We start from the raw sequence: 19938 nt of genomic DNA, 5'->3' as shown, positions 1-19938 counted from the left end.
TTCGGAGGAACCCTTCATGCCCTTGCCCACGCCCAATCTCTACCCGCCCTTCAACATCGTGCGCCTCAGCCATATCGAGCTTGCCGTCACCGATCTTGCCAGGTCTCGCGCCTTTTATGTCGATACGCTCGGCCTGCAGGTGACCGATGAGACGGCAGACACGATCTATCTGCGCGCACTCGAAGAGCGCGGCCATCACTGCATCATCCTGAAGAAAGCCGGAACTGCTGAAGCTGGGGACCTGGGCTTCAAGGTATTTTCCGACGAGGACCTCGACAAGGCGGAGCAGTTCTTCAAGGGCAAGGGCTTGCCCGTAGAATGGATCGAACGGCCTTATCAATCGCGCACGTTCCGGACCCGCGATCCGCATGGCATTCCGCTGGAATTCTATTCAAAGATGGACCGGCTACCGCCGATCCATCAGAAATACGCCCTCTATAAAGGCGTAAAGCCGCTGAGGATCGACCATTTCAACTGCTTTTCGCCGAATGTCGACGAGAGCGTTGCCTTCTATAATGAGATCGGTTTCCGGGTGACGGAATATACCGCCGACGAGGAGACGGGCAGGCTCTGGGCCGCTTGGACACACCGTAAGGGTGGGGTTCACGACATTGCCTTCACCAACGGCCGCGGCCCCCGCCTGCATCACACCGCGTTCTGGGTGCCGACGCCGCTCAACATCATCGACCTGCTCGACCTGATGGCGACCACCGGCTGGCTTGCGAATATCGAGCGCGGGCCGGGACGACACGGCATTTCCAACGCTTTTTTCCTCTACATTCGCGATCCGGACGGCCACCGAATTGAAATTTACTGCTCGGATTATCAAACGGTCGATCCCGACCTGGAGCCGATCAAATGGGATCTCAAGGATCCGCAGCGCCAGACACTCTGGGGTGCGCCGGCGCCAAAGTCCTGGTTCGAGGAAGGCAGCCTTTTTGTTGGAGCACCAGTGGTGGATTCTGTCCTGAAGGCGCAGCCGATCGTCGCGCCGTGACGACCCGACGGCTCAGCCGCTAAACCGGCTGGGCCAAGCCGCCTATCCGCTCACATCAACCGATCGGACCTTGATCATGCTCTTGAAAGACCCTTCACTTTTCCATCAGGCGGCACTTGTCGCCGGCGAATGGATCACAGCCGATCCCCCCAACGCGATCGAGGTGAACAACCCGGCGACCGGCGAGATCATCGGATATGTGCCGAAGCTGGGTGCTGCCGAGACCAGGACGGCCATCGAGGCCGCCCGCATGGCGCAGAGGGGCTGGGCAGCGCGCACGGCAAAGGAACGCTGCGCCGTGCTTCGCAAGTGGTTCGACCTGATGATCGAGAACAAGGAAGACCTCGGCCGCATCCTGACGCTGGAGCAGGGCAAGCCCTTGGCCGAGGCGACCGGCGAGATCGTCTACGGCGCAAGCTTCGTCGAATGGTTTGCTGAAGAGGGCCGCCGCATCTATGGCGACTTGATCCCCGGCCACCAGCCCGACAAGCGCATCATGGTGATGAAGCAGCCGATTGGCGTCGTCGCGGCCATCACGCCGTGGAACTTCCCCAATGCGATGATCACCCGCAAGGCCGGCCCGGCTTTCGCAGCCGGTTGCGCCATGGTGCTGAAGCCCGCCTCGCAGACACCGTTCTCGGCGATTGCGATTGCTATCCTGGCCGAACGCGCCGGCCTGCCGAAGGGCCTCTTCAGCGTCATCACGGGCTCCGCCGCGGCGATCGGCGGCGAAATGACTTCGAACCCCGTCGTGCGCAAGCTGACCTTCACCGGCTCCACCGAAATCGGCACCGAACTCTACAAGCAGAGCGCACCGACAATCAAGAAGCTCGGCCTTGAGCTCGGCGGCAATGCGCCGTTCATCGTTTTCGACGATGCCGATCTCGACGCGGCAGTCGAAGGGGCCCTAATTGCCAAATATCGCAACAACGGCCAGACTTGTGTTTGCGCCAACCGCATCTATGTGCAGGACGGCGTCTACGACGCTTTTGCAGCAAAGCTGGCAACCGCGGTCGCCAAGCTGAAGACCGGCAACGGCTTTGACGAGGGCGTCATCCTCGGACCGCTGATCGACAAGGCGGCCCTTGCCAAGGTTGAAGAGCATATCGCCGATGCGCTGGACAAGGGTGCGCACATCCTGCAGGGCGGCAAGCCACATGCGCTCGGCGGCACCTTCTTCGAAGCGACCATCCTGACGGATGTCACCAAGGATATGGCGGTCGCACGAGAAGAAACCTTTGGTCCGCTGGCGCCGCTCTTCCGGTTCAAGGATGAGGAAGATGTGATCGAGCAGGCGAACGCCACCGAGTTCGGCCTCGCCTCCTACTTCTACGCCAAGGATCTCGCCCGGGTATTTCGTGTGGCCGAGGCACTGGAATACGGCATGGTCGGCGTCAACACTGGGCTGATCTCGACAGCGGAGGCGCCGTTTGGCGGCGTCAAACTGTCGGGTCTCGGCCGCGAAGGCTCGAAATATGGCATCGAGGAATTCACCGAGATCAAATATGTCTGCCTCGGCGGCATCGGCTGAACTGAATAGGGAGAGAACGATGTCCCACCCGAAAATTGTCAACTTTTCTCGCAACGGACACACCGGATATGGTCTGCTTGCCGGAGACGGTATCGTCGATCTTTTCGCGCGCCACGGCACCAAGTGGCTAACGCTGCGCGAGGTGATCGCGGCCGGCGCGCTGCTGACGCTCGCTGAGGAAGCGGCGGGCTTGCAGCCCGATTTTCCGGTCTCGGAGATCCGCTACGAAATCCCCGTGCCCGCGCCGGAAAAAATCATCTGCGTCGGCGTGAACTTCCCCGACCGCAACGAAGAATACAAGGATGGGCAGGCAGCCCCTTCCAATCCCTCCCTGTTCATCCGCTTCCCGCGCTCGTTTACCGGCCACGGCCAGCCGCTGATCCGTCCACCGGAAAGCCCACAGCTCGACTACGAAGGCGAGATCGTCATCGTCATCGGCAAGGGTGGCCGGCGGATTCCCGAGGCTGAGGCGCTCTCCCACATAGCTGCGCTGTCGCTGTGCAACGAAGGCACGATCCGCGACTGGGTCCGCCATGCAAAGTTCAACGTCACCCAGGGCAAGAACTTCGACCGCACCGGCTCGATCGGTCCCTGGCTCGTGCCTTATCGCGACGAGAGCCAGCTTGCCGACATCAAGCTTCAGACGCGGGTCAATGGCGACGTGCGCCAGAACGATCGCACCAGCCGGATGATCTTCTCCTTCCGCAAGATCATCAACTACATCTCGACCTTCACCACGCTCGTTCCCGGCGATGTGATCGTCACCGGTACGCCGACAGGTGCTGGTGCACGCTTCGATCCGCCGATCTGGCTGAAGCCCGGCGACCTCGTCGAGGTCGAAGCCGATGGTATCGGCATCTTGCGCAACACGATCGCTGACGAGGTATGAGATGCTGACATCCGAGGAGATCACGCAGGCGGCAGAGCGTCTCGATATCGCCGAGCGGACGCGCGAACAGACGGAGCTTCTGTCGCTCAGGTATCCGCACATGACGATGGACGACGCCTATGCCGTGCAGTCGGCCTGGGTGAAGAAGAAGCTCGCAGCCGGGCGCAAGGTGATCGGCTGGAAGATCGGGCTCACCTCGAAAGCCATGCAATATGCGCTGAACATCGACACTCCCGATTCCGGCGTGCTTTTCGACGACATGCTCTTCGAGGACGGTGCGACGGTCCCTGCTGATCGCTTCATCCAGCCCCGGATCGAGGCGGAGATCGCCTTCATCATGAAAGCTCCCCTGAAAGGACCCGGCGTCACAGTGTTCGACGTGCTGAATGCCACGGACTACATCACCCCGGCCCTGGAAATTCTTGATACGCGAATCCTCAGGGTCGACCCCGAAACAAAGAAGGCCCGCACCATCGTCGACACGATTTCCGACAACGCGGCCAATGCCGGCATCGTGCTTGGCGGGCGCATGGCGCGGCCCGACACCGTCGACATGCGTTGGATGGGGGCTATCGTCAGCCGCAATGCAGAGGTGGAAGAGACCGGTCTGGGTGCCGGTGTCTTGAACCAGCCGGCGCGAGGCATTGCCTGGCTTGCCAACCGGCTGGCACAATATGGTGATGGCATCGAGGCAGGCCAGGTCGTCCTCGCCGGATCCTTCATCCGACCGATCGAGGCGCGTCACGGCGACACCATCATCGCCGATTTCGGCCCCTATGGAACGGTCAGCAGCTATTTCGCATAGGAGAGTGCCGATGCCCGCGCCCAAGAACACGTTCAAGACGGCCTTGGCCGAGAAACGTCCGCAGATCGGCCTCTGGCTGGCGCTCGCCAATCCCTATACGGCCGAGATCTGTGCAGGTTCCGGCTATAACTGGCTGCTGATAGACGGCGAGCATGCGCCGAACGACATACCTCTGATGACCGCGCAATTGCAGGCGCTCAAGGGTTCGCCGAGCCACCCGGTCATCCGGGCACCGATCGGCGAGGCCTGGCTCTTGAAGCAGATCCTCGATATCGGCGCGCAGACGGTGCTGGTTCCGATGATCGAGAGTGGGGACCAGGCAAGCGCCATGGTGCGCGCGGTACGCTATCCGCCGCACGGCGTGCGAGGTGTCGGGGCAGCGCTTGCCCGTGCATCGGCATTCAATCGTATTCCCGATTACCTCCGGACCGCCAATGACGAGGTCTGCTTGCTGCTGCAGATTGAGAGCCGCGCCGGGCTGGCCGCGCTCGATGACATCGCTACCACCGACGGCGTGGATGGTGTTTTCATCGGGCCGGCCGATCTCGCCGCCGACATGGGCCACCTCGGCAGGCCAGGCGATGCAGAGGTGCAACAGGCAGTGGAAGCGGCATTGATTCGTATCCAGTCGCATGGCAAGGCCGCCGGCATCCTCACTGCCGATCAGTCGCTTGCTAAACGCTACCTCGAACTCGGCGCCACCTTCGTCGCCATCGGCAACGACGTCAGCCTGCTGGCGAACGGCGCGTCGCGCCTGTTGTCCGATTTTCAGAGGGCAAATGCCGCTTGTCCTGGAAGCTCAGTTTCGGCAAGTGTTTACTGAACTGTGCTGAATGAAGCGAATCCACGTTCAAATGAGAGTGACATTCATATCTGTTGATTTCCAGTGAGAAAACTGACCGGCATTTCCATAGAGATTTGACCGCCCTCTATGTATGTTTCGGGTCTGTATTTGAGGTCTCGGTTTTCTCCTTTGCTTTTTTCGGCTCGTGCGCTGAGCAGTTTTCCCACAGGTCGTGTGTTTCGCAATTGTCTGGGCCGGATGATTGATATCGCAGATCACCACTTCGTCACTTGTGGCCCACAGCAATCAGCGCGTAGAGGGCCTGGGCAAGGGCTGTGCCGATCAAGCCGTAAATGACGCCCTTGACTTGTCGCGCCCACAACCACAAGCAGCTCTCGGGCCCGAGGGCCGGCAATGGCGGCGCCTGCGGATCCTGCCGGACTTATAAGCTCGTCGAGATCAATCATCCGGTCTTGACGCAAGGAAGCCGGACTTCTGTCGGCATCACCGAAGGTGGCCTCCGATTTCTCGACCTAAGTTAGCACCACGGCGCCGGGTCGATTCATTTCGAAGTTCGGCAAGGCAACCAACGCACCCCTCGGAAACGCAACCCTACCACCGCGCCGGCGCGACGTGCAACAGCGTAGGGAAAGCGGCTTCCGTCCACCTCGCATTGGGTGCCAGGGCCGCAAGCAGGTTGCGACCATTGTCTTCCGACGAACCCTCGTAGGTGGCCCGGATGAGATCGAGGTTGATGCCCACGGCGATCAGCCCCACTTCATTTCGCCGGTGGCGACCTTGGAGCCGATATCGAGCGCAACGCCCATGCCGAGACCCGGGAAGCGTGCTTCCATGGTGGCCTTCAGAGCTGCGGCATCCTTGGCCTTGGCCAATTCTTCCTCAAACGCCTTCAGGTAGGCGATGGTATGTTCGACGCCTGAGAGATCGGTCTTGGCATCGGGAGCCATGTGTCCGGCGACGACCACCGCCGGCTTGCGCGCCGCGATCTTTTCGAGGTTGGCAACCCAGGCGGCGCGGAGTTCGGCGCTGTTTGTGTCTGCCGTCCACACATGAACACCGTTGAAGATCATCACGCCGCCGAATACCGCGTTGATGGACGGCACGAACAGATAGCGCCGGTTGGGGAGGCCTTCCGCGTCGACGATCTCGACGGTCTCGCCGTCAACCGTCAGCGCCTTGTCATCGAAAGTTTCGGGGATGACGACATCGGTCAGCGTCTGCGGGCCATTTTCCTTGAGCTGCGGACCCCAGACGGAAAGCTTCTTCTCGACACTGCCCTTGATGGCGGCAACCGTGGCGGAGGCAGCGATAACCTTTGCATCCGGGAAGGCAGCCTTGATCGGACCCAGACTGAAGTAATAATCTGGATCGCTCTGGCTGATATAGATCGCGGTGAGCCTCTTGCCCGTAGCTTTGATCGCTGCGGCCACCGCCTTGCCATCGGGAAGCGTGAAGCCGCCATCGATCAGCACGGTTTCCGTCGCGCCGGAAACCAGAACCGGGGCACGGAAGAAACCGTTCTGTCCGGCGGGGAAATGCTTCCAGGTCAGCCCCGCGGCAGCATGGCCAAGACCAGCTGGAGCAAAGACGGCGGTAGCACCGGCTGCGAGAGTGGTTTTCATGATGGTTCTCCTTGTAAACATAGTTGTCTCCTGGTGTTTCTCTCGATGTTTGTCAGACGGTCAAGTTCGGGCTGGCAGCCCGATCGTGAAACTTCGTCTGCGTGATTGGCGGCTGCACCTCAAGGATGGAGACCTTTCGCACCAGCATCGGCAACCGCACCGTCGTCAGCAGGCATACCGCCACTAGCGCCAATCGCACCGATAACCTGATTGTCGACGACAATCGGCACGCCGCCTTCGACCGGGAACGCTCCCGGCACGGCAAGCAGGTTACTTTGATTGTGGTTGAGGATCATGTCCTCGATTGCCTTGGTCGGCGTCTTGATGCCGTTGGCGGCCTTCGCCTTACCGATTGCCGCGTCGATCGTGCCGATGCCGGCTTGGTCGGACCGTTCCAGGTAGACCAAATTGCTGCCGGAATCGACGACCGCAATGGTCATCGCTAGATTGCGCTTGCGCATTTCGGCGACGGCCGCCGCTGCAGCCTGCTTGGCACGTTCGACGGTGATCGGCGCGCCATAGGGCGGCGCGCTCTGGGCCGAGACAGTGGCCGGCATAGCAACCCCAAGCACACCCAAGACCAGTGCGGAACGGATCGCTCGCTTCATCATCATCGTGGTATCCTTCGTTCAGGAATGCGTGGTGGCCTCGGACAAAGAAGCGCCCATGTCCGAGAGCCTGGCAATCAGATCGGGGTTGCCGAACAGATCACGTGCCCCGATCAATCTGCGGCGCTGTCCATCATCGACAACCAATCCCGGTACGCCATCGATGTGGAATTCCTTCATCAGGGCGCGGGCCGCCTCAATGCGCTGACGGTTTGCGGCGAGAAGATCCGCATCCGGTACTTCAAGGCGGCCTGAGGCTACGCCGAGACCGGCATTCTCGAGGATGTTCCTAATTTCGGGCATGTCAGTGATATCGCGACCTGAGACATAACGAGCCTCCTGAATCTGACTGAGCGCATCGAGTTCGCGTGCCGGAACTGTCAGCGCCACTGCTGTGATCGCCAATGTCGCCAGGCCGGAGTCCAGCATGCCGCCCTTTGCAAGCACTTGGTTGCGATAGCCGTCGGTGAACCGCTGTCCCGTCAATTGCGCAATACGCTCGTCGTTGGACCAGGCAAAGGCGGCAAACTGCGTGTCCATTCGCCGTGCTCCAGTTCCGGAAAACAAGCCTGTCGGCGCAAGCACGAGAGTCAGCCCCGGAATTGCGGCTAACTGCCGGAGCACGGGCGAGGCACCATAGCACCAGCCGCAGAGGGGATCGAAGAGATAGGTGATGTGGGCCTTGTGGCGCATGTCTCGCTCCTTGTGAAGTCATAAATGGCATGAGAAGATTGAAACGATAAGGCCAACGAAAACGACAGAATGTATGTTAAAAGCAAATGATCAAACGGGAGTGCCTTCGTGCAGGAAGCGACAAATCTCAATCGACTCGCCTATTTTGTCGCCGTCGTCGATGCGGGATCCTTCACCCGGGCAGCGGAGTATCTCGGCATCACCAAGGCGGTCGTCAGCCAGCAAGTTGCAAGGCTCGAACAGGAAGTCGGCATTACGTTGCTAATGCGCACAACGCGGCGGCTCCAACCCACCGAGGCGGGGCGGATGTTTCACGCCCGTTGCGTATCGATCCTGCGCGAGGCCGAAGATGCCCTGGGAGAGCTGGCTCAAGCCAGGACAGAACCTAAAGGCTTGCTGAGGATCACGGCACCCTATGATTACGGTACCTCGGTCGTCGTGCCCCTGGTCACCGCTTTCGCGAACCGCTATCCACATTGCAAGGTGGAGCTTAACCTGAGCGACAGTGTGGTCGATCTGGTCGCCGACAACATGGACTTGGCCATTCGCGTCGGCTGGTTGGCTGACTCAAGCATGCAGGCACGACGGATCGGCTCGTTTCGGCAGTTGCTGGTCGGTGCGTCGTCGCTCGCCGACAAAATAGTTGCATACAGCGAACCGTCCGACATGCCGTCCCTACCGTTTGTTGCCAACAACGCGCTGAAAGAGCCTTTGGAATGGACCTTCAAACGCGGTGATGGAGGAATACGCACTGTGCGTTTCAAGGCGGACATCGCGATCAACACCACGCCAGCGGTGTTGGAAGCGGTTCGCCAAGGTGGCGGATTGTCTATCGTGCCGGATTTCCTCGCGACCGCCGATCTGGCCGATGCGCGCTTGGTTCATGTTCTCCCTGAATGGCATCTACCATCGGGCGGCGTGTACACGGTCTATCCTGCAGCTCGCTTTCGTCCGCCTAAGGTTTCAGCGTTTGTGGAAATGCTAATGGCGGCGTTGAAGATGTAAACACACCGGGCATTTGATGACTCTACCGTTGGCCCACTCTTGCCGAAGCACCATTCTCTTTAGTGAAAATTCCGACTTTTGATTTTCAGAGTATCGATGTGAAGGTCTGGAATGAAAATATCCTTCGGCTTGACCGTCGGCGCTCGATCCCGCGAATCCGGGCTCCCCGGCGACCCGTGAGCGAACTCGTCGCCGGGGCCCGTCGGCAGTTTAAATTCTCCATCACGATCAGCCAAGGCGGATAGGTCGCCCGACAGATCAAACAGTTGCTGGGCGATGAGGTGCACGACGTCCCCTTCCCGTTGGATCCGCCCGTTGATCGCCATCATGCTTGACCCGAGCAAAACGCGCCGCCGGGTGAGGAGCTTACAGACGGCCTGCCACAGCAGCGGTCCGCGGATGGCGGCGCAAATGGTGGCCAGGGCTATCTTCATGAGACGCCAGCGCGAGGGGCTTGCCTGTGGGAGGCTAGCCTGTGGGATTGGCGTATCCAGAGGGGGGAGAGTCCGGGACTTGCCCGGCAATCTGTTCGGCGATGATGGCAACGATCAGTCTGGCGTAGAGCCATGCCCGGGCCAGTTCCGGCTTCTTGGCCGGCAAGCTGTCGAGACCGGCCAGGCTCTTGAACCGTTTGAACGCCAACTCGATTTGCCAGCGGAAGCGATAGAGGGTGAGAATATCAGCTGGCGGGAAGGTGGCGGCCGGCAGCGAAGTCAGCAGCAGAATGTACTTTGCCGCCTCGAGACTGCGCGGATCGGGTTGTTTGCCGCGCTTTCTGGCGTCCTTGAGCAGGCGTTTGTGCTCGGCTTCCACCTGTTGCGGATCCTTGCGCCGGACAACCAGGCGCAGGACCAGTGGCGTCGCCGCCGTCACGCCTTCGTGGATACGGACCTGAGTTCGCCTTCCTGCTCTTGCTGAGCGGCGAGCGCAGCAAACAGATCAAAGGGCTCGCCATTCGTCTGCAGCAGGCGCAAGGAGTTCCAGCCGGTCCGCACGATGAAGTCTGCGCCGGCGTCGATCACCGGCCGGAGATTGCGCGGTCTTGCATAGTAGCGATCGGCCAGCACGATATTGCCGGGTGCGTAGGTCAGGCGCTGAAGGTTCTCGGCACCATGGATGTCGGTCAACTCAAGCTGATCGACCTGAGCCGTTGCCAGGTCGTAGCCGACATGCAGCCGCCATGTCGTGCGGTCGGCGCCCGGTTGGCAGATCGACGTTCCATCGAGCACCCGCAAGCGATATCCCGACCAGCGCCCCGCCGGCACTTTGGTCTGTTCGGCAATCAGCGCGGCCACGATGTCGCCAAGCCAAGGCGCTGCTTTGCACAGCCGCTCGAGCAGCGATGGGTCGGACAAGCGGGCAATCCCGCCCGCTTCGGCCCAGGCACAGGTCTCGCGCAGCGACATACCAAGGCCGCCATAGGCAAGCGCCAGCCGCAACAGCGTTGCGGCGTTCTTGATCTCCCGCACCCGCGTGAAAGCACACCGCGCGACCGCGCCGTTGCCTCCAGGTCAAAACCCGCCGGAAACCGCGCGCTGACTTCCGGCCAATGATCCAAAATCTCAGGACGAATCTTCATCCTAAGCTTGAATCACAACCAGATTCTTCATGTCCAGTCCTAAACCTAGCGCATATGAGCCGAGAGGTGTCCCTCACCCGCCCCGATCTGATCTTGCAACCCGGACCAGCCGCTCAGATCGGGGCTGGTCGTCGTACCGTGCCGAAGCCCAAAGTGACATTTCTACTTTGCACAAAAGCGGACATTCCAACTCCTCCGCCACAAGGTACGATAGGGTATACTATATATCCTCTGACAGCCGTCATTTTCGACCGTCCAAGCGATGCGATCCCCTTCCCGTAGGAAGGATTCCAGCGTGACCGTCAGCGGCCTCACGCCGGGGCGACGGAAATCGAGTTCTTCGCGGATCGGCTATGACGCCGTGATGGACGGAAAACAGCCGCAGCGGCGGCGCCGGATGGACCGCATTCACGGCGGACGCCTGACGCCGTGTCACCCTTTTCCCCGCTTGGAGAGGCTCACTCGTCCAAAATATGGTGCTCCGCCAACCCTCTGTTTAGTTTCGCCCTTTCGATGTCTTCGCCAGCATCTCGCTCAGCGTTGCCGCCGAGAGCATGGCTTCGGCCAAAAGCTTCTTGAGCTTCTGGTTCTCTTCCTCCAGCGCTCGTACCCTTCTGGCCTCGAGACCAACATTTCCGTACTGCAGGGATTGCCACCGATAGAAGGTCGGCTCGCTGATGCCGTGCTTGTGGCAAACATCCGCCACCGTCACTCCGGCTTGGTGCTCCTTCAGAATGACCGTAATCTGCTCATCGTCGAATTTCCTCTTGCCCATCACCGCTTCAGTCCTCACGAAATGCTCTATTGAAACTGTCGAGAAGTGGTCTGACAGCATAGAGCGCCACGCTGCTTTTGCCCGTTTCAATCAGTGTCTGTGCTGGCATGCCTGCAACCAGTTCGACATCGCGCATTTTCGCCAACCGTTCATCCGTTACGCGGATCGTCGCGGCAAAGTAGGGCTGGCCGCTCTGCGTATCGGTGAGACGGTCTGCTGATACATACTCGACCCGACCTTTGAGGAGTGGAACGCGCCGCTGATTGTAGGGAAGGAGGTGAACCTGTGCCTCGAGCCCCGCATGGACGAGATTGATGTCTTCCGGTCTCACATGGGCAGAGACGATAAGGCGATCGGCGCGGGGCAGAAGATCGACGAGCGGTTCGCCGGCGCCGATCACCCCACCTGACGTATGGACGCGCAGGTTCATGATCGTTCCGTCTTCGGGAGCGCGGATGTCGGTCCTTGCGAGTTGGTCGTCGATCGCCCGCAAACGCTCGCGCAGCTGTATAATCCGGCTTTCCGTATCGCGCATGCCTTGGGCGACTTCGCTCAACCGGTCGCTCTCGAGCTTTGCAAGATCGGCCTGTGAGCCGCTGATCACCTGGTAGGCGCGCGAGATCTGTGCCTCGACTTGACCCTGCTGGCCATCGAGGTCTGCTTTTTCCCGCTCGAGGTTGAGAAGTCTGCTCCTTCTTTCCAGTCCTTTGGCATTGAGGACGGTCACCTGATCCAGTTCTTCGCTCGAGATTGCGGCTCTGTCGGCCAGTGCTGCCTTCTGCGCGCCAAGTCCGACGATTTCCTGCCGCACCTGCGCGATTTTTTCATTGGCGATCTGAATTTCCGCCTGCATGACCCGGCGACGGGCCTCGAAGATTTTCTGTTGCCCGATCAGAATCGCGCTGACCGAAGGATATCTGTCCATGGCTGCCCTGAGGTCCTCAGGATAGGTGACATGGTCGCCGCCCGTCTGCTCCGCAAGCAGGCGGGCGCGGCTTCCTTCGGCGTCCCAAAGTTGCCCTTGAATGCTGTCGCGCTCTGAGCGAGACTTCGTGTCGTCGAGTTCTATCACGATCTGTCCGGCCATGACGGCATCGCCGTTTTTGACGAGGATCCGTCGGACAATCCCGCCTTCCAGATGCTGAATGGTCTTACGGCTGGACTCCGGCTCGATCACGCCCGATGCAATTGCAGCGCTTTTCAGCGGCGCCAGAACCGACCAGATTCCCAATCCGACGATAAAAACCAGGATCAACAGGTTCCCCGTCCAGACAACGCCTCTGAGCCCCGGCATCGGCGAAGGCGGGGCGGGTCCGCGCTGTTTCGACTCGATCACCGGCGAATAGGCCGCCTGTTGCCTTGATGTCGCTGTCGGTATCTGAGCCAGCCGCTGGCCCGTCCCTGGCGAATTTGAAAATCTCGCCGGCGTTGTGTCCAGTGGAACAAGGGTCATGGCGGCGTCCCTCCCTAGGTTCCTGTTCGAGACGGTGGTTGAAGATAAGCTTCATAAATCCGCTCGCTGTCGCCGAAGGCAGCCACCGTCCCGTTACGCATGATGGCAATCTTGTTGGTGACCGGCAGGATCCCCATCCGGTGCGTTATGACAACGACGATCATCCCCCTGGATTTCATGCGCTCGATTGCCGCAAACAGCATGCGTTCGCCGTCATAATCCAGGCTCGAATTCGGATCGTCGAGAACGATCAGAGACGGATTTCCATAGGCCGCCCGCGCCAGTCCCAGCTGTTGGCGCTGAGCCCTAAGCAGCAGGTTTCCACCTTCACCGATATCGGTCTCGTAGCCCTGCGGCAGCCGCATGATCGCCTCATGCAATCCAACCAGCTTTGCGGCGTCGATCGCTTTGCCGGGATCTCCTCCGTCCAGCCGACCGATCACATCCTTGATCGCTCCGCCGAAGAGTTCGATGTCCTGCGGCAGGTAACCGACGTGGCAGGTTCCCCCGCAAAGGCGCAGAGCCGAGATATCGACCCCACCGAGAAGAGCATATCCGCTCGTTGCCGGCACAACGCCTGCCATGACGCGACCCAGTGTCGATTTTCCCGATCCCGACGGACCGATGAGCGCTATGCAATCGCCAGGCGCCAGGCGCAAGGTGATGTCAGTCAATATCGGCCGATTGGCGAAGGGCTTGAAATAGCTGACGTTATCGAGAATGAGGCCACTGGGTTCCGGCACCGGCACCATTCGGGCATCGCAATCCGATGCAACTGTTATCAGCATTCTGTTCAGGCGATTGAAGGCATTGCGGGCGAAGGTAAAGGAGCGCCATGCCCCTATTGCGCCCTCGATCGGTGCGAGCCCGCGCCCGAGCAGCAGGCTCGCAACGAAGATGATCCCGGGACTGCCGCTGTTTACGAGCACCAGCCAGGTCGCCGATCCCATCATGAGGATCTGCGCGAGTGTTCGGATCGATTTGGAGAAACCAAGAATGATCTCGGTGCGATGCATCGCGATATCCTGCGCCCGTCTTGCCATTTCCGCATCGCGATAGACGATCAGCGCTGCGCCATCCTGCATGCCCATTGCCCGGATGACCTCGATGTTTTTGAGGGCGGTCGCAAAGCGCAGATAGCTCTTCGAAAGGGCAAGATTGGCGTGGGCAAGCGGCGCGCGCGTCGCCAGTTCCGTCATGAACGCAAACAGCAGAAGTGCAACTGCGCTCAGAAGACCGATGGTCCCGAGCAGCGGATGCACAAGAAAGAGCAGGAGCAGGAATAGCGGCGCCCAGGGAACGTCAAAAAACAGGGAACTAGCCGGTGAATCGAGGAACTGGCGCAATGCGGCCAGGTCCCTGTAGCATTCCGTGGCGGCTCCCGCATCAGCGCGAGCGGCATATTCGAACGATGCGGTGAGAACCATAGGCCGTAGCCTGTGGTCCAGCCAACTGCCGATGCGCGAAAGAGCTGCCCTGCGCACGATATCCAGCATGGACCCGACCAGCACGGCGATGGCGATGATGATCGTCAGCATCAGGAGCGTGTCGGCGCTTCGGCTCGACAGCACCCTGTCATAGATCTGCAGGAGATAGATGGAAGGCGCGAGAAGAAAGAGATTGTAGCCGCAGCTGTAGAGGAAGACCAACCCGAAGGCTCCGGCACAAGCCCTGAGCGCAACAACAAGCTGTGTCGGCGGGCGCGGTGGCTTTATGGAAATCGTTGTCATTATCAGATCTCGCTGCACTTGATTCTGACAAGAAGAGGCTGCGTGCTGATTCAGCAATTCAGGAGGGTCGCCAGCCGAAACCGGCGACCCTCAGAGTCAGAGTTCATGAGCCGAGATGGTCGACGTCGATATGGCCGAAGGCGTTTATGAAGTGATCGAGAGAATTGTTCACCGTCGTCGTTTCGGGATCCGAGTGAACCAAAGCCGACGAGATATCGCCGCCCAGAGCGTTGTTTCCGTTGCCGCCATTGCCGCCGACGCCGGCGAGGATGGTGGCATGCTGATCGGCCACGAGCTGCGTATATTGTGTCGCGGTCGTAGCCGCAGCTACCGAAGCCGTGTCGTGGCCGCTCGTGTTTCCTTGGCTGCCGTTGGAGTGGGAATCGCCCCCCGCGCCGCCGTCGCCGCTGTTCGTGACCGCCGCCAGGAAGCCGTTCTTGGCCTGAGCAAGGCCACCGTCTCCGCCACTGCCGGCGTCCCAACCTGCCTTCTGCCAAACGTGATCGCCGTTGTGCAGATGGGTCTCTGCCCCGTAGACCGTTTGCACGGGGTCTACATACGCAACCGGATTGTAGTTGATGTTCCCATTGTTGTGGCCATCACCGCCGTTGCCGGCATTCGCATCACCCGCATCCGGGTTGTTGAGGTGAATCGTGTCGGATATCTGTGGAATAGGCATTGATGTCACTCCTTTACTTGGTTTCATCCGTGTTCGTTTTACGGCGTCCCCCTGCGGTGTGCGTCCCAGCATGTCACCGCAGCCAATACAACCGCAGGCGAATATTGCCTGCGATTTAATCTGTGGCCTATCTAGATATTCGGCGACATTCATTCGGGCGTATACTTGGAGGTAGCGGAGCGTTATTTGGATTAGCACTTAGCGATTTGGTGCAGGGTGGCATAGTCACGATCCTGTCTGCGAGCTCGTCGAAGCGACGCCAGAGCCTTTGATCCAAAGGCGGATTTAGCGCTCGCTATTCGCACAAGAGGCGCTGCGGCCATGACAGCCAAATGGCTACAGAACTAGCCGACAGGATGTAGACGAATTGCAGGCTCTGCTTTTCCCACGTTCAGATGCACAATGCCTGAACAACTCAGGCTGCATAGCGCCGCATGCTCGGTGGACGTGCAGTCGCCCGCGAATGGAGACCGTAATGGCGGAAACTCGTCCCTTATCGGAAAACCTGCCCAAGACGGGCACCGATCAACACCTCGCCTCCAACGTGGCCGCGGGGCATTTGGCGCTGGTACCGACTTGGCTTCCATTGGATGTCGCTTCTGGTCCGAGCCATAATTCAGCCGGCAGCGGCGGTGACGGGATCAGCGAAGGCGTGGTCAGCAGCAACGCACTGGCCGTCTTCGCGCCGTCCAATGCCGCCATTGCGGGACCTCATTCCAGTGCCGGCGCCTTCCAGGGCAACGACGCGCTCATCAATCAGCATCCCACCGAAATGGCTGGGATAGGCGGCAATGGTGGAAGCGGCAATGTTGCCATCGGCAGCGGCGATGGCGGCAATCATGCCGGCACCGGGGGCAATGGGCTCTTCTACGGTGGACTCGTCAGCACCGAAGTCGCGGCGTTTACCCCCGTGAATACTGCTGTGGCTGCAGGCCCCGGCGCGGAGGCTCACGCCGAGCAATCGAACAACGCACTGTTCCTGCAGGGCGCGACCCAGATTGGCGGCATGGGCGGCTCGGGCGGAGACCATAACGTCGCGAGCCACGGCGCGTCGATGAGCCCGGGAACTGCGCTCACATTGACCGGCGACTTTTATGCGGGCCACGGCGGCGATGGATATTTCGTCGGCAGCATGGTCGACGTGAGTATCGCCATTTTCTCACCGATCAACATCGCCGTGGGCGCCGCAGGCGGCTCCGCAGAGGCTCATCAGACAAACAATGTCATTTTCGATCAGGGCACTGTGCAGATCGCAGGCATCGGCGGCAATGGCGGAGGCTTCAACCTGTCGTCAGATACGATTTTTACCGGCAACCACGCAGGTGGCGGCGGTGGGGACGGATCGTCAACCGGCAGCATGGTAGACGTCAATTTCGGCTATTTCCATCCCATCAACATTGCCGTTCCCGCCGGCGGGACGGCGGACGCCCAACAGACCGATCATGTTCTCTATGATCAGCAAGCGCTGCAACTGGCCGGTATCGCAGGCCACGGTGGAGAAGGCAACCTCACGGACGCGCATTCGGCTCTCGTCGACGACATTCTGAGCTTCATGCATAGCTAGAGCAATTCCAGCAAAAGTGTGCCGCGGTTTTCCAGGCAAAGCGTGAAACGCTTTTGCCGGGAATTGCGTGAAAACAAATAGCTAGAGCGGATAGACTCCGACTTGCATTGCAGAGGTTCAACTGCACGAGGCTGTGCTTCGTGTCATTTTCAAGCCATATGTTGAATCGCTTGCTCCGCCCGGCTTTCGTCTCTTGGGCCGATATGGCACGGAACGGACCGGTTCACCGAGATACCGAACATCCCACTCTGACCTCATCCGCATTCTCGCCGATTTCGGCCACCAGAGGCCGTTCGCGGCCGGCGTCTGGCGGTGCCGGAGGGCAGTGTTGCCTGAGTGAGAACAATGTTAACTGGTATTATGCGTCATTAAAGCGCAGTTTCACTAATCATAACGGGTAGTCGGCGATCTTTGTACTTTTGCCGCTTGTCCCCTTTGTCGTTTTGCTACCGGGGTCTGCGACCGCTTTGATTTGAGATATGGAAACAAAGCCGAGCCGATCGCCAGCTGGTGATATCCAATGGCTCTTTCCTCAATGGTTCTGCGGCAGATCGGTTGCCTTTTCAGTGCCTTTGAAAGCTTTGTTGACCCGCTTGCCATACGTGAATTCGGCGAAAGCTGGAAAGTCTGCAGCGACAAGTCGAACCAGCGTACCCGCATGAACAAGCCCTTCAATATGCTCCGCATCCCCAGTTATCTATCGATGAAATCTTATAGACTATAAGAATTATCATGAGAGATCAGACTATTGATATCAATAATACACTCGCTTTTTATCATGACATGTAGTGAGAAGAGGAATAATATGAATAGCTGTTGCGTTGCAAATATCTGGGGAGCACGCAAGTGTCCGACATTGCTAGAACTAAGCGCCGTCTGGGGCGCAATGCACCAACTGTGATCATCATTGAGCACTCTACTCTCGCGCGCACGACCGTGGTGAAGCTTCTTCAGGGTGAACTCGCCGGTTGGAACTTTATAGATTTAATCTCTACCGAGAGTCTCGATCGAGCTCTTGGAGCTGAGGTGCGTTTGATTGCATTGGATCTGGCCGGCAGAGGTGTCGAAAGCACCAGCCTGCGTGATGATCTCGCGGCAATTGCTGCACGTTTTCCTGAGGCTCCGGTCACGTTTCTCTCAGGCACGGATGACGCCATCATAGCCCGTCAGGCGCTCACGATGGGCATCCGCGGCTTTTTCTCGACTTCCCTGCCCGTTGACATTGCCCTTGCCGGTCTTCGTCTCGTTCTGGCTGGAGGAACATTTTTCCCGCAGCTATTGGGAGCTGTTACAGCAGGCTCAAACGATAGCCCACCCAGAAATGAGGCCGAAAAAAGCTTGGATGACAGGACGCAGTACCTGGCGATTGCCGATTTCACTCCCCGGGAGACGGATATCCTCGCGGAGTTGCAATGCGGCTGCTCAAATAAGGTCATTGCGGGCAAACTCAATTTGTCGGGGCATACGGTGAAGATGCATTTGCAACACATAATGCGCAAGTTGCAGGCGCAGAACCGCACTGAGGTGGTTGCCCGCTTAGTTCAAAGAGCCGCCGGCGGGCATGACGCCTTGCCGAGTTAGGTGGTGTCGTCAGGGGGCCGATGTCGGCCAGCCGGTTCCTCGCACTGATCCTTTCCGCTTCGGGCGCCGATGCCCCAATCTCTCGAAGAAGATGTTCATGCCAGGGTTCCTGGTTGGCACATGCCTGTCGAACTTCCCTCCTCACACTAAGTTCTCCAAATGGACTGAGCAAAAGCACCGCAATGACGGACCTCGGAAGAAAGACCTGTTGAGCACCCCTTGAATCGGATCGGAAAAGGTTCCTCGACGTGTCGGGCATCGAATCTGACAGCCTCGCCGCGTGCCAAAACCTGCCGATCCCAGGAACTCCCCGGTCGCCGATTTGTTTTACATTCTGCACCGCCCAGAAGTTTGCCAGGATGCAATCGGGACAGTGGAACTGATCCATGGATATGACGCGAATCCGAGATCACATGGTGGAGCACCACGTTACGGGTCGTGGCATTCGCGATCAAAACGTCACCGAGGCGATGCGCACAGTGCCACGCGAAAAATTTGTCGCTCCCGGCTGCGAGGAATTCGCCTATGAGGATGCGCCGCTGTCGATCGGCGAGGGCCAGACAATCTCGCAGCCGTTCGTTGTGGCCCTCATGCTCGAAAAGGCCAAGCTGGCTGCCGGCGACAAAGTGCTCGAGGTTGGAACAGGCTCCGGCTACGCTTCAGCCCTCATCAGCCGGATAGCAAGGCAGGTCTATTCCATCGAGCGACATGAAAGCCTGGCGCTTCAGGCCAGCGAACGGTTCGAGAAACTCGGATATCGCAACATTGACGTTCGTGTTGGCGATGGCAGCAAAGGCTGGTCGCAAGCCGCCCCGTTCAATGCCATTGTCGTTTCTGCGAGCGCGCCCCAGGTGCCGACCGCGTTGAAAGAACAGCTGGACCTTGGAGGCAGGCTCATCATCCCGATCGGCCGCAGTGAAGAGCAGCGGCTGAAACGCATCACGCGCACCGGGGCCACCGCGTTCGAGGAAGAAGATCTCGGTGGGGTGCGCTTCGTTCCCCTGATCGGCGAAGACGCCTGGACTGCTGCACATCCGATGTACACGGCGCCGGCCCCATCACCACCGGGAACTTTTGCCTCCGCGCAAAGTTCTCCGCGAAACGCTGAAGGAGGGGGCATGGGAAAAATACCTAAACCGCCCGCGCTGCCGGAAGGCGTGCTTGATCATAGCGAATTCCAGCAACGGTTCTGGGCCGTTCAACGCATTTCCTGGGTCGCCTTTACGCTCCTTCTGGCGACCTGCTTGCTGGGCTTGCTCGGAAGGGGCGGTCCGTTTTCACGGCAAACACTCCTATTGCCCGATGGCTCCATCGATTTTCCCGTCATCTCCCGATGGAATGCGCCCGAGGATATGACGGTGAAATTCACGCCGTCGTCCGAAGACCGGGTCTTCACGATCGATGCCGCCTTCCTTCAAACTTTCTCGATCCAGGGCATCGACCCGCCCCAAAAGGCGACTTTCGCGCGGGAAGGACGGATAGGTTATGTCTTCCCCGCCGATCCGGCGGGCTCGACGCAGATCGTGTTTCGTCTGCAGACTCAGCTTCCCGGCGCTCATCGCGCCACCGTCGGCATCGGTGGGGAGACACGCGCCCAGTCCACTTTCATTTTTCCATGAGGG

General features: G+C 59.5%; 18 protein-coding genes and 1 pseudogene. 9 read left to right on the top strand and 10 right to left on the bottom strand.

What is annotated here, in order from left to right:
- Positions 1-16 precede the first annotated feature (16 nt).
- From hpaD to hpaI, 5 genes are all read left to right on the top strand, one after another.
- A complete protein-coding gene (gene hpaD / locus CO667_RS11730) occupies positions 17-997 on the top strand; it encodes a 3,4-dihydroxyphenylacetate 2,3-dioxygenase (RefSeq protein WP_097618530.1) in 981 nt (326 codons plus the stop codon).
- A gap of 76 nt (positions 998-1073) precedes the next feature.
- Positions 1074-2528, top strand: a complete 1455-nt coding sequence (gene gabD / locus CO667_RS11725; protein WP_097618569.1) for an NADP-dependent succinate-semialdehyde dehydrogenase — start codon at positions 1074-1076, stop codon at positions 2526-2528.
- A gap of 19 nt (positions 2529-2547) precedes the next feature.
- Positions 2548-3417: a fumarylacetoacetate hydrolase family protein gene (locus tag CO667_RS11720; RefSeq protein ID WP_097618529.1), complete on the top strand. Its 870-nt coding sequence runs from the start codon at positions 2548-2550 to the stop codon at positions 3415-3417.
- A gap of 1 nt (position 3418) precedes the next feature.
- Positions 3419-4222, top strand: a complete 804-nt coding sequence (gene hpaH / locus CO667_RS11715; protein ID WP_097618528.1) for a 2-oxo-hept-4-ene-1,7-dioate hydratase — start codon at positions 3419-3421, stop codon at positions 4220-4222.
- Between the two features lie 10 nt (positions 4223-4232).
- A complete protein-coding gene (gene hpaI / locus CO667_RS11710; RefSeq protein ID WP_097618527.1) occupies positions 4233-5045 on the top strand; it encodes a 4-hydroxy-2-oxoheptanedioate aldolase in 813 nt (270 codons plus the stop codon).
- A gap of 728 nt (positions 5046-5773) precedes the next feature.
- Here hpaI and CO667_RS11700 read toward each other — a convergent pair.
- The 3 genes from CO667_RS11700 to CO667_RS11690 all read right to left on the bottom strand — a co-directional run bounded on the left by CO667_RS11700 (position 5774) and on the right by CO667_RS11690 (position 7950).
- On the bottom strand, positions 5774-6670 hold the full coding sequence (locus CO667_RS11700; protein WP_179874118.1) for an MBL fold metallo-hydrolase: 897 nt from the start codon (positions 6668-6670) through the stop codon (positions 5774-5776).
- Positions 6671-6768: 98 nt separating this feature from the next.
- Positions 6769-7263 (bottom strand): heme-binding protein, encoded by a 495-nt coding sequence (locus CO667_RS11695; RefSeq protein ID WP_097618525.1) that lies wholly within the window; start codon positions 7261-7263, stop codon positions 6769-6771.
- 15 nt (positions 7264-7278) lie between these two features.
- A complete protein-coding gene (locus tag CO667_RS11690; protein WP_097618524.1) occupies positions 7279-7950 on the bottom strand; it encodes a DsbA family protein in 672 nt (223 codons plus the stop codon).
- A 108-nt stretch (positions 7951-8058) separates the two neighbouring features.
- Here CO667_RS11690 and CO667_RS11685 point away from each other — a divergent pair, with 108 nt between their 5' ends.
- Positions 8059-8955 (top strand): LysR family transcriptional regulator, encoded by an 897-nt coding sequence (locus CO667_RS11685; protein WP_097618523.1) that lies wholly within the window; start codon positions 8059-8061, stop codon positions 8953-8955.
- A gap of 59 nt (positions 8956-9014) precedes the next feature.
- Here CO667_RS11685 and CO667_RS11680 read toward each other — a convergent pair.
- The 7 genes and pseudogenes from CO667_RS11680 to CO667_RS11655 all read right to left on the bottom strand — a co-directional run.
- Positions 9015-9311, bottom strand: a pseudogene (locus CO667_RS11680) (hypothetical protein); the annotation flags it as partial.
- A gap of 112 nt (positions 9312-9423) precedes the next feature.
- Positions 9424-9828 carry a transposase gene (locus tag CO667_RS35820; protein WP_245433123.1) on the bottom strand — a complete coding sequence of 135 codons (405 nt, stop codon included), beginning with the start codon at positions 9826-9828 and terminating at the stop codon, positions 9424-9426.
- Positions 9825-10361, bottom strand: a complete 537-nt coding sequence (locus CO667_RS35815; protein ID WP_245433122.1) for a transposase — start codon at positions 10359-10361, stop codon at positions 9825-9827. Before CO667_RS35815 ends, CO667_RS35820 begins: the two co-directional genes overlap by 4 nt.
- 669 nt (positions 10362-11030) lie before the next feature.
- A complete protein-coding gene (locus CO667_RS11670) occupies positions 11031-11327 on the bottom strand; it encodes a transposase (RefSeq protein WP_179874117.1) in 297 nt (98 codons plus the stop codon).
- A complete protein-coding gene (locus tag CO667_RS11665) occupies positions 11317-12762 on the bottom strand; it encodes an HlyD family type I secretion periplasmic adaptor subunit (RefSeq protein WP_097618521.1) in 1446 nt (481 codons plus the stop codon). The genes CO667_RS11670 and CO667_RS11665 overlap by 11 nt, the downstream gene beginning before the upstream one ends.
- A 14-nt stretch (positions 12763-12776) precedes the next feature.
- Positions 12777-14492 (bottom strand): type I secretion system permease/ATPase, encoded by a 1716-nt coding sequence (locus tag CO667_RS11660; RefSeq protein WP_097618520.1) that lies wholly within the window; start codon positions 14490-14492, stop codon positions 12777-12779.
- Between the two features lie 103 nt (positions 14493-14595).
- Complete coding sequence (locus CO667_RS11655; protein ID WP_097618519.1) at positions 14596-15171, bottom strand: PE-PGRS family protein; 576 nt, start codon at positions 15169-15171, stop codon at positions 14596-14598.
- Between the two features lie 475 nt (positions 15172-15646).
- Here CO667_RS11655 and CO667_RS11650 point away from each other — a divergent pair, with 475 nt between their 5' ends.
- The 3 genes from CO667_RS11650 to CO667_RS11635 all read left to right on the top strand — a co-directional run bounded on the left by CO667_RS11650 (position 15647) and on the right by CO667_RS11635 (position 19935).
- Complete coding sequence (locus CO667_RS11650) at positions 15647-16735, top strand: hypothetical protein (protein ID WP_097618518.1); 1089 nt, start codon at positions 15647-15649, stop codon at positions 16733-16735.
- Between the two features lie 846 nt (positions 16736-17581).
- Complete coding sequence (locus tag CO667_RS11640; RefSeq protein WP_097618517.1) at positions 17582-18316, top strand: response regulator transcription factor; 735 nt, start codon at positions 17582-17584, stop codon at positions 18314-18316.
- Positions 18317-18702: 386 nt separating this feature from the next.
- Positions 18703-19935, top strand: coding sequence for a protein-L-isoaspartate(D-aspartate) O-methyltransferase (locus tag CO667_RS11635; protein ID WP_097618516.1), 1233 nt, complete (start codon positions 18703-18705; stop codon positions 19933-19935).
- Positions 19936-19938 lie beyond the last annotated feature (3 nt).

This window comes from Rhizobium sp. L43, from assembly GCF_002531725.1.
Classification (GTDB): Bacteria; Pseudomonadota; Alphaproteobacteria; order Rhizobiales; family Rhizobiaceae; genus Rhizobium.
Note: the sequence above shows the minus strand (reverse complement) of the source record. Positions and strands in the feature narration are given on the sequence as shown.

Excerpts from the sequence above, each read along its gene's own strand:
- hpaH (WP_097618528.1), top strand. The coding sequence starts at position 3,419 with ATGCTGACATCCGAGGAGATCACGCAGGCGGCAGAGCGTCTCGATATC.
- CO667_RS11635 (WP_097618516.1), top strand. The coding sequence starts at position 18,703 with ATGGATATGACGCGAATCCGAGATCACATGGTGGAGCACCACGTTACG.
- hpaD (WP_097618530.1), top strand. The coding sequence starts at position 17 with ATGCCCTTGCCCACGCCCAATCTCTACCCGCCCTTCAACATCGTGCGC.
- CO667_RS11655 (WP_097618519.1), bottom strand. The coding sequence starts at position 15,171 with ATGCCTATTCCACAGATATCCGACACGATTCACCTCAACAACCCGGAT.
- gabD (WP_097618569.1), top strand. The coding sequence starts at position 1,074 with ATGCTCTTGAAAGACCCTTCACTTTTCCATCAGGCGGCACTTGTCGCC.
- CO667_RS11690 (WP_097618524.1), bottom strand. The coding sequence starts at position 7,950 with ATGCGCCACAAGGCCCACATCACCTATCTCTTCGATCCCCTCTGCGGC.
- hpaI (WP_097618527.1), top strand. The coding sequence starts at position 4,233 with ATGCCCGCGCCCAAGAACACGTTCAAGACGGCCTTGGCCGAGAAACGT.
- CO667_RS11650 (WP_097618518.1), top strand. The coding sequence starts at position 15,647 with ATGGCGGAAACTCGTCCCTTATCGGAAAACCTGCCCAAGACGGGCACC.
- CO667_RS11700 (WP_179874118.1), bottom strand. The coding sequence starts at position 6,670 with ATGTTTACAAGGAGAACCATCATGAAAACCACTCTCGCAGCCGGTGCT.
- CO667_RS11695 (WP_097618525.1), bottom strand. The coding sequence starts at position 7,263 with ATGATGATGAAGCGAGCGATCCGTTCCGCACTGGTCTTGGGTGTGCTT.
- CO667_RS11665 (WP_097618521.1), bottom strand. The coding sequence starts at position 12,762 with ATGACCCTTGTTCCACTGGACACAACGCCGGCGAGATTTTCAAATTCG.
- CO667_RS11720 (WP_097618529.1), top strand. The coding sequence starts at position 2,548 with ATGTCCCACCCGAAAATTGTCAACTTTTCTCGCAACGGACACACCGGA.
- CO667_RS35815 (WP_245433122.1), bottom strand. The coding sequence starts at position 10,361 with ATGTCGCTGCGCGAGACCTGTGCCTGGGCCGAAGCGGGCGGGATTGCC.
- CO667_RS11660 (WP_097618520.1), bottom strand. The coding sequence starts at position 14,492 with ATGACAACGATTTCCATAAAGCCACCGCGCCCGCCGACACAGCTTGTT.